The organism is Actibacterium sp., assembly GCF_041584535.1.
Classification (GTDB): domain Bacteria; phylum Pseudomonadota; class Alphaproteobacteria; order Rhodobacterales; family Rhodobacteraceae; genus Actibacterium_D.
The window spans coordinates 1-8,042 of the sequence record NZ_JBFHDW010000112.1; the positions used below are offsets into that span (position 1 = coordinate 1).

At 63.9% G+C, this 8,042-nt stretch carries 8 protein-coding genes; 1 reads left to right on the top strand and 7 read right to left on the bottom strand.

Annotation, left to right across the window (positions count from 1 at the left end; all coding sequences use genetic code 11):
- From ABYW26_RS07295 to ABYW26_RS07310, 4 genes are all read right to left on the bottom strand, one after another.
- Positions 1-230: glycosyltransferase (locus ABYW26_RS07295; protein WP_372604116.1), on the bottom strand; the 230-nt coding region annotated here is incomplete at its 3' end.
- The gene (gene ftsW, locus ABYW26_RS07300) at positions 227-1,396 is read right to left on the bottom strand and encodes a putative lipid II flippase FtsW (RefSeq protein WP_372604117.1); all 1,170 of its coding nucleotides are present in this window, start codon (positions 1,394-1,396) and stop codon (positions 227-229) included. The genes ABYW26_RS07295 and ftsW, both read right to left, overlap by 4 nt.
- Before the next feature lie 90 nt (positions 1,397-1,486).
- Complete coding sequence (locus ABYW26_RS07305; protein ID WP_372604118.1) at positions 1,487-2,122, bottom strand: trans-aconitate 2-methyltransferase; 636 nt, start codon at positions 2,120-2,122, stop codon at positions 1,487-1,489.
- A gap of 42 nt (positions 2,123-2,164) precedes the next feature.
- Positions 2,165-3,337, bottom strand: a complete 1,173-nt coding sequence (locus ABYW26_RS07310; protein ID WP_372604119.1) for a type III PLP-dependent enzyme — start codon at positions 3,335-3,337, stop codon at positions 2,165-2,167.
- A 315-nt stretch (positions 3,338-3,652) separates the two neighbouring features.
- On the opposite strand from ABYW26_RS07310, the gene ABYW26_RS07315 reads away from it, so the two are divergent.
- On the top strand, positions 3,653-3,943 hold the full coding sequence (locus tag ABYW26_RS07315) for a Dabb family protein (RefSeq protein WP_372604120.1): 291 nt from the start codon (positions 3,653-3,655) through the stop codon (positions 3,941-3,943).
- Here the strand turns inward: ABYW26_RS07315 and murD are convergent.
- The 3 genes from murD to murF form a co-directional block, all read right to left on the bottom strand.
- Entirely contained in the window at positions 3,940-5,337 is a 1,398-nt protein-coding gene (gene murD, locus ABYW26_RS07320) for a UDP-N-acetylmuramoyl-L-alanine--D-glutamate ligase (RefSeq protein ID WP_372604121.1), read from the bottom strand. The two genes, ABYW26_RS07315 and murD, sit on opposite strands and share 4 nt — an antisense overlap.
- 95 nt (positions 5,338-5,432) lie before the next feature.
- Positions 5,433-6,518, bottom strand: a complete 1,086-nt coding sequence (gene mraY, locus ABYW26_RS07325; protein ID WP_372604122.1) for a phospho-N-acetylmuramoyl-pentapeptide-transferase — start codon at positions 6,516-6,518, stop codon at positions 5,433-5,435.
- A gap of 4 nt (positions 6,519-6,522) precedes the next feature.
- On the bottom strand, positions 6,523-7,932 hold the full coding sequence (murF, locus tag ABYW26_RS07330; RefSeq protein WP_372604123.1) for a UDP-N-acetylmuramoyl-tripeptide--D-alanyl-D-alanine ligase: 1,410 nt from the start codon (positions 7,930-7,932) through the stop codon (positions 6,523-6,525).
- Positions 7,933-8,042: the final 110 nt, after the last annotated feature.

Consider the following 8,042-nt stretch of genomic DNA (forward strand, 5'->3'; position numbering starts at 1 on the left):
AACGGCACCGCCAGCTTGGCCAGAACCCCGCCGCGCGCGAAAGTGGCGCTGGCGATTTGTTCGATTTGAACGGCGTTCGGAAAGCCCCCGGCATAGCGCGCGCCACGGGCGTCAGTCGACAGTTTCACCCGCCAGCCACGAGCCAGCATTTCCTCGGCCAGCGCCTGAGCCGGGAACATATGGCCGCCGGTTCCCCCGGCCGCGATCACCAAAAGCGGAGCCTGCGTCATCCCCGACCTTTCCGCATCAAGATGTCTCCGATTTCGCCCTGAGGCCGGGTCCGGGTCAGCGCCAGAAGCGCCCCCACCACGATCCCGCCCGCGATCAATGACGATCCGCCATAGCTGACGAACGGCAGGGTCATGCCTTTGGCCGGCAGCAATTTGACCGCAACACCCATGTTGATCATCGCCTGCACGCCGAACACGCAGGCCAGACCGGTGCCCGCCAGACGGGAAAAGGGATCACGCTCGCGCGTCAGCCGGTGCAGCGACCGCAGCACGATCGCCGCGTAAAGCGTGATGATCAGCAGCACAAGGATCAGGCCGTATTCCTCGGCGGCAACGGCAATGATGAAATCGGTATGGGCGTCGGGCAGCGACTGTTTCACTTGCCCCTCGCCCACGCCAACGCCCCAGAACCCGCCCTCGCGGATAGCGTTGGTGGCATAGCCAAGCTGGGTGCGCGGGTCGATATCCGCTGACAGAAAGCCGTCGATGCGGCGGGCGAAATGTTCCGAGTTGTTATAGGCAAAAATGCCGCCGATCACCGTCATCCCGGCCATGCCCGCCATCAGCACCATCGGCGCCCCGGCGACGAAATACATCACACCCCACGAGAACAGGATCAGCGACGCCTGACCGAAATCGGGCTGCATCGCCAGAAACGCGACAATCGTCACCGCGATCACCAACGAGAACATCCGCCCCGGAGGGCCTCCGATCTCTTGATTGGCGGCCATCAGCCATGCTGCAAGAATGATGAAACCGGGCTTCAGAAACTCGGACGGCTGCACCGAGGCAAAGCCAAGGCTATACCAGCGCACCGCGCCCTTGCCAAAATCGGTGCCCAGCACCGGCAACAGCGCCAGCGCCAGAAACGCCGCAAAAAACCCCAGAACGCCCAGACGCCGCACCATATCGGGCGACATCATCGAGGTGGCGAACATCACCGCCATCGCAAGGCAACCAAAGAACGCCTGACGCTCGACATAATGAAACGGGTCCAGACCGTTGCGCGCGGCCAGCGGCGGCGAGGCCGCAAGCCCCAGCAACAGGCCAATGCCGAACAACAACAGGATGCAGGACAAAGCCCATTTGTCGATCGTCCGCCACCAGCGCGGCAGGATCGGTTCGCCCGCACGCATCGGCGCGGTGCCATACACCATTTCCGTCATCAGAATACCGCCTCGACTGCCTCAAATCGCCCGTTTGCCGGGTCTGACGATAATTCTAGCGCGGATTGGCCTTTGACGCCAGCGCGAAGGTCAGAGGCTTTCGGGCGTCCGGCGGAAAACCGACACCTGAAAATTCTGCTGCCCGCCCGAGGGCGTCGTATGGGTTTGATGGCTGCTGTCGATCAGATGGAACTGGCCCGGCGCGTGCAGGCTCAGCTCAATCGCAAGGGTTTCGGGCGAATAGCGCTGCACCGGCAGGTTCGAGCACCGCTCGGGCCCGTCCAGCGCGAAACTGGCGATGATCGCCACGCCGCCCGGCTTCAGCGCCGTCAGCAGGGTCCGCACATAAGCCGCCCGCGCCGGGTCTTCGGTCAGGAAATGAAACACCGCACGATCATGCCACAGGTCATAGCGATGCGCGGGCTGCCAAGTGGTGATGTCCGCCACCTGCCAATCGACCTTGGCGGCCAGATCGCCCAGCCGGGTCTTGCTGAGCGCAAGCGCCGCCAAAGACAGATCGACCACGCTGACCGGACGGCCCTGCGCAATCAGCGCATCCACCAGACGCGACGCGCCGCCGCCGACATCGACCACGGCGCCCTTTGGCGCGTGCTTGGCGATCAGACGCAAAGACAGGTCAGGCCGGTCCTGAAACCAGGTCAGTTGGTCTTCGGACCGGGTGCCATACACCCGATCCCAATGCTGTTGGTTTGTCGTGTTGCTCATGGTGATGGGCCTTGTTCAGCTTCCACCAACTTAGGAACGCTGTCAGATAACGACAACGTCCAGCGGCGGGAAACCGTTGAACCCGACCGAGCTGTAGGTCGAGGTATAGGCGCCGCAGTTGCGGATGATGAACCGATCACCCGCTTTCAGACCCAGCGGCAGCTGCACCGGACGCTTTTCATACAGAACGTCGGCGCTGTCACAGGACGGGCCAGCCAGAATGCAGGCGCCGGTTTCCTCGTGGTCGCGGTCGGTGATGAACTGATAGCGGATCGCTTCGTCCATGGTTTCGGCCAGACCCGAGAATTTACCGATGTCCAGATAGACCCAGCGATGGGTGTCCATGTCCGACTTGCGCGACACCAGCAGAACCTCGGCGGCGATCATACCGGCCTCGGCCACCAGACCACGGCCCGGCTCGGCCATGATGCGCGGCACGTCGCCGAAACGGGCGTCGATCAGTTCCATCACGCGGGCGGCATAGCGGGTCGGATGGTCGATTTCTTCGCCATAAAAGGCCGGGAAACCACCGCCGATATTCAGCAGGGTCAGGCCAAAACCAGCCTCTTGCGCGGCGTGCCAAACGGCAGCGACCTGATCCAGCGTGTTGATCCACATTTCGGCGCGGCGGGTTTGCGACCCGACATGGAACGACAGACCAACCGGCGCCAGACCCAGATCGCGGGCATAGCCCAGCAGCGACAGCGCCTTGTCACGGGCACAGCCGAATTTGCGGCTGAGCGGCCAGTCGGCTTCGCAGTTCTCGACGATGATGCGGATATAGACCTGAGCCCCCGGCGCGTTCTCGGCCAGCTTGTCCAGTTCTTCTTCGGCATCGGCAGCGAACAGTTCAATCCCGGCGTTGAACGCGAACGCGATATCGGCCGGACGTTTGATGGTGTTGCCAAAGGAAATGGTCTCGGGCGCGGCACCCTGGCTGAGGCACAGTTCGATCTCGCCACGCGATGCGGCGTCGAAATGCGAGCCCAGATTGACCAGCGTCTCGATGATCTCACGGGCCGGGTTGGCCTTGACCGCATAGTGGATGTCAGCGCGGCCCAGACCAGCGCGCAGCGCGTGGAACTGGTTGGTCACGGCTTCGGTGTCCAGCACAAGGGTCGGACGATCAAAGCTGGTCGAACGAATGAAATTTTCGATGCGTGCGGCAGGCGACACGATATCGCGGCCGACAAAGTCGGTGACAGTAGCGTTCATGGTCATCTCCAATAGACCCGGCCATATATGACCGCTCACTTCCAAGGGAGACGTTACCGTCGCTACATAAACGCGGAGCTTTAAGGGCTCGGCCAGAGGCGCGTGCGTTGGCGTCTAAGCGGGCATTTAGGGTTTCACTTGAGTCGGTGCAAGAAATATTTTCAGCCGCCGAAAAAAATCTTGACCCCTCCCTCCTAAGCCCCTGATTTGTTGCACATAAAGAACAGGCCCGCCCCCGGTTCGTCACCACGGTTTAACCCCCGCGCGCAACCGAATATGCCAAGACAAACCCGCGCAACCGCTTCGAGGCCGTCCGTGATCCGCCATATCGTATTTTTCGACACCCGCAACGCCACCGATTCAGACGCCGTTTTCAACGGCCTGTCCCTGCTGACCGGCATTCCCCACAAGCTGCATCTGGAAATCGGGCGCAATCTCAAGACCGATCCCCTGCCCGGCCCGGTGCCCGACTTCGTGGTCTACGGCGAATTCGAATCCGAGGCGCAACTGGCTGCCTTCAAAGCGCACCCGCTGTATCAGCAATCGATCGACGTGGTGCGGCCATTGCGCGACATGCGCGTCGCAGCGGATTTCGACGCTGGTTAAGCCAGCTTGCCGACCTCGGCGATGAAATCCGCGCCGCGCTGTTCGAAATTGTCATATTGGTCAAAGCTGGCCGCAGCCGGGGCCAGCAACACCACATCCCCCGGCGCCGCCTCGGACGCGGCTTGCGCCACGGCCCGGGCCATGGTCTCGCAGACCTCATGCGGTGTATCGCCCAGCTTCAGCGCAAAAGCCGCCGCCTCGCGCCCGATCACATAGGCCTTGGCGACATTGCCCAGCTGATCCAGAACCGGCCCCAGCCCGCCCTCTTTCTCTAACCCGCCGCAAATCCAGCGGATGTTCGAGAACGCCGCCAGCGCCTTGGCGGCACTATCGGCATTGGTGGCCTTGCTGTCATTGATGAACCGCACGCCGTTCTTTTCCGCCACCAGCTGACTGCGATGGGGAAGGCCTTCGAAACTGTGAAACGCCTGTTCGATCAGCTTGGGCGCCAGACCCAGCGTCCGCAGCGCGGCATAGGCCGCACAGGCATTCTGATGGTTATGAGCGCCCGGCAGGCCCGGAACCTGCCGCAGGTCGATGCTGGCCACCTGACGGCCCTTGCGCCACTCGGCCAGAAAGCCCTTGCGCGCGAATACATACCAGCCCGGCCCGCTCAGCTTCTGCCCCGAGGACACCCGGATCACCCGGTCATCCACCGCGCCCTCGGCGATCTGATTGGCCAGAAACCGGCCTTCGGGCTCATCCACGCCAATCACCGCGCGATCCGGCCCACCCTCGGCAAACAGCCGCCGCTTGGCCGCGAAATAGCCGCCCAACCCGCCATGCCGGTCCAGATGATCCGGCGACAGGTTGGTGAACACCGCCACATCCGGCGTCAGCGACCGCGCCAGTTCGGTCTGATAGCTGGACAGCTCTAACACCACCACACCGCCATCGCCCGGCGGGTCGATATCCAGAACCCCGCGCCCGATATTCCCGGCCAGTTGGCTTTCGCGCCCGGCATGGGTCAGCACATGATGGATCAAGGCCGAGGTCGTCGATTTCCCATTCGACCCGGTCACTGCGATCACCCGCGGCGGCGTGTCGAGATCGGCCCAATCGCCGGCAGCAAGCGACCGGAAAAACAACCCGATATCATTGTCCACCGGCACCCCGGCGGCCCAGGCCGCAGCAATCACCCGGTTCGGCGCCGGGTAAAGATGCGGAATCCCCGGCGATGTGACCAACGCCGCCACCCCGTCGAACCCGCCCGCGCGGCCCAGATCGGCCACGGCAAAGCCCTCGGCCTCGGCCCGGCCCCGCGCGGCCTCGTTGTCATCCCAACAGATCGGCTCGGCGCCGCCAGCCCGCAAGGCCCGCGCCGTGGCCAGCCCCGACCGGCCCAGCCCCAGAACCCCGACCTTCGCGCCTTCAAATCCCTGAACCGGTATCATGCCGCGCAATCCGCCCTATGGTTTCTTCTTCGTCTAAATATCCCGGGGGATAAGCGCGCCGCAAGGCGCGTGAAGGGGGCAGCGCCCCCTTTGCCTTATCGCAGCTTCAGCGTCGCCAGCCCGATCAGCGCCAGGATCAGCGAAATGATCCAGAACCGGATAACGATCTGCGGCTCGGCCCAGCCCATTTTCTCGAAATGATGATGGATCGGCGCCATCAGGAACACCCGCTTGCCGGTGCGCTTGAAATAAACAACCTGAATGATCACCGACAGCGCCTCGACCACGAAAATCCCGCCGACGATCGCCAGAACGATCTCGTGCTTGGTTGCGACCGCGATCGCGCCCAAAGCGCCGCCCAGCGCCAGCGAGCCGGTATCGCCCATGAACACCGCCGCCGGCGGTGCGTTATACCACAGGAACCCCAGCCCGCCGCCGATCAGCCCGGCGGTAAAGATCAGGATCTCGCCGGTGCCCGGCACGAAATGCACCCCCAGATAGTCGGTAAAGTCGACCCGCCCCACCGCATAGGCGATCACGCCCAGCGTGCCGGCAGCGATCATCACCGGCATGATTGCCAGCCCGTCCAGACCATCGGTCAGGTTCACCGCATTGGCGGCGCCGACGATGACCAGCATGGCGAAGGGGATGAAGAAATAGCTGAGATTGACCAGCGTGTCCTTGAACACCGGCAGCGCCAGTTGAAAGGTCAGCGCGTCAGGATGCACCATCGAGGCCGCGATCCCGGCAATGGCGGCAATCAACAGGCCCAGTCCCATGCGTTTCTTGCCCGACACGCCCTTGGTGTTGTTCTTGCTGACCTTGGCATAATCATCAGCAAAGCCGATCGCGCCAAAGCCCATGGTCACGAACAGGGTGATCCAGATATAGGCGTTGTCCAGCCGCGCCCACAGCAGGGTCGAGACCACCAGCGCCCCCAAAATCAGCACGCCCCCCATGGTCGGCGTGCCGGCCTTGGTCACCAGATGGCTTTGCGGCCCGTCCTCGCGGATCGGCTGACCGTTGCGCTGACGACGTTTCAGCAGGTTGATCAGCGGCCGCCCGAAGACAAAGCCAAAGATCAGCGCCGTGAAGAATGCTCCGCCCGCCCGAAAGGTGATATAGCGGAACAGGTTGAAAAAGTCGCCGCCATCGGAAAAGCCGGTCAGCCAATAAAGCATGTTATCAGTCCCTCGAACCCGTTAGCGGCATCGCTTGTCGTAATTTCCGCAGCGCGTCAACCACGCGCGAGACCTTGCTGCCTTTTGACCCCTTGACCAGAACCACGTCGCCCGGGCCTGCCAGCGTGGCGGCGCGCGCCACCAGATCGTCGGCTTGGGCCACCCAGTCGCCGCGTTGCGCGACGGGCAGCGCGTCATAAAGCCCGCGCATCCGGGGTCCGACACAATGCACCAGATCGGCCGCGGCCAGCCCCGGATCATCGGCCAGCGCCCGGTGCAGGGCGCCCTCGTCCGGGCCCAGTTCCAGCATATCGCCCAGCACCGCGATCCGCCGCCCGGCGGGCTTGGCGGCGGCCAGAACCTCAAGCGCCGCGCGCATCGAGGCCGGGTTGGCGTTGAACGCATCGTCGATCAGTTCGAACGCACCGCCCGGCAACGCGATTTCCTCGCGCGCGCCGCGCCCGGCGGGGGGCAGCCACAACGCCAGATCGGCGGAAACCTGTTGCAGATCAAAGCCCAGCGCCTGTGCCGCCCCAAGGACCGCCAGCGCATTCATGGCGAAATGCCGCCCCGCCGTGGTCAGGGTAAAATCAACCACCTGCCCAGCGACATCGGCCTTGGCCACCGTGGTGTTGCCCTGCAAATCCGCGTGGATCAGGCGGATATCACAGCCCGCACCCTGACCGAAACGCAAGACCTGCGCCCCCAATTCGGCAGCGCGGTCGATCAATATGTCCGACACGTCCAGATCGGCATTCAGAACCGCGACCCCGCCCGGTTCCAGCCCCAAAAGGATTTCGGATTTCTCGCGGGCAATGCCGTCGATCACGCCAAAGGCCTCAAGATGCGCGGCCACGACCGTGGTGACAATCGCCACATGCGGGCGCGCCAGCCGGGTCAGCGGCGCGATCTCGCCGGGATGGTTCATCCCGATCTCGATCACCGCGAAATCGCTATCAGCGGGCATCCGCGCAAGGGTCAGCGGCACGCCCCAGTGGTTGTTATAGCTGGCCTCGGCGGCATGGGTGCGGCCCTGACGGTCCAACACCGCACGCAGCATTTCCTTGGTCGAGGTCTTCCCGGCCGAGCCGGTCACCGCGATCACCTTGGCCCCACTGCGGGCGCGGGCGGCGGCGCCAAGGGCCGCAAGCGCGGGCAGCACGTCATCGACAATCAGCAGCGGCGCATCGGGCGCGACACCGACGGGCACATGGCTGACCAGCGCCGCCGCCGCGCCATTCGCCAATGCCTGCGCCACGAAATCATGACCGTCGCGCACATCCGTCCGCGCGACGAACAAATCGCCCGGTTGCAATGTGCGGGTGTCGATCGACACGCCCTGCGCCTGCCAGTCGGTCGTAGCCCGGCCACCGGTTGCGGCGGCGGCATCGGTTGCGGTCCAAAGCGCGCTCATACCAGTTTCCCGTCCAGAGCGGCGACGGCGATGCTGGCCTGTTCCACATCATTGAACGGGAATACATCATCACCGACGATCTGGCCGGTCTCGTGCCCCTTGCCCGCGAT